The sequence below is a fragment of the uncultured Faecalibacterium sp. genome (genome assembly GCF_900066275.1).
GTDB classification, from domain to species: Bacteria; Bacillota; Clostridia; order Oscillospirales; family Ruminococcaceae; genus Faecalibacterium; species Faecalibacterium taiwanense.
Map to the genome: position 1 here is coordinate 1 of NZ_FMFG01000091.1, position 1,211 is coordinate 1,211.

A 1,211-nucleotide genomic window follows, 5' to 3' on the forward strand; every position below is an offset into this window, starting at 1 on the left:
CTTGGCATGGGCGGCGGCAGCATCCTTGATCTGGGCGATTGCCCGCATACGGTTTTCGTTCTGCTTCAACTGCCTGCGGAGAGGGGCGGCGGTCTGGTTCAGGTTAGAAATTGCGGTATCCAGATCCTCAATGGTGTTCAGAGAATGGGCTTTCAGATAGTCCACCGCCCGTTTGACTTCCTCAAAGTCCCGAACAGTGCATTTCAGTTTTGCCTTGCCAGACCAATCACTGCGCTGCTCATTGCGGAGATTGAAGTAGTCCACCAGCAGGTCGGACAGCGTGGGCTCTTTCGCCTTTTCCAGAGCGTCCAGAAGAAGCCGCTTCTTTTCGTTCAGGTCTGCGATCCAGTGTTGCAGACCACGAATTGCACTGCGGATGGACTGCATCAGGCTGTTGGCGGCTCGAATGTCCCGGTTGAGATTTCCGAGAAATGTTTCGATTCCCCGTTTTTCCATCTGGTGTGCAGCAGGGCCGAGATGAACGGTCGGTATCTGCTGGATGCCGCCCTGCCGCTCAAAGGAGCGCAGGTCAACACGTTCCGGTCTGCCAGCAGCCTCCAGATAGCGGTTTGTGATGGTCTCCCAACTGTGCCGCCAGACCTCGGCATACTTCTGGTCGTTCCAGTCCACCGTGTTTTCCTTGTGGCACTTCCAGTTGCCAGAGGGGAGCTGGATGCGCTCACCGTTTTCGTCAAGGTCGTATACCTTTCGGGCTTTCGGGAGCCAATTGCCATGTTCGTCCATTGCCCGGAGCGTCAGCAGAATGTGAGCGTGTGGGTTGCCATCTCCTTTGTCGTGGATGGCAAAGTCAGCAATCATACCCTTGGAAACAAACTGCTCCTGACAGAATTCCTTTATCATGGAGAGATACTGTTCTTTCGGCACCTCCACCGGAAACGCCAGCACGATGCGCCGGGCAAGCTGGGAGTTCCACTGGTTCTCCACGGCTTCCACGGCGTTCCAAAGTGTTGCCCGGTCTGCATATCCGGGTGGCGCATGGGACGGCAGCATGATCTCGGCATGGACAAGTTCCTTCTTCTTGTTGTAGAATTTTGTTTTCTGGTCGTACTCGCTGAACAGCCGTTCGCCGCTCTGATAAGCGGCCCCGGCAACAACGGACTGACCTTGGCTGCGCTTGACGATGGTGATTTTGAAATGCGGACACGGAATAGGCATCACCCCCAAACAAAAAGACCGCCCAGCAAGATTGC

At 55.4% G+C, this 1,211-nt stretch carries 1 protein-coding gene; it reads right to left on the reverse strand.

What is annotated here, in order from left to right; all coding sequences use genetic code 11:
• Window positions 1-1,170, reverse strand: a 1,170-nt coding sequence (gene mobQ, locus QZL71_RS13130) for a MobQ family relaxase (RefSeq protein WP_294649196.1), incomplete at its 3' end; no start/stop codon positions are given.
• Window positions 1,171-1,211: the final 41 nt, after the last annotated feature.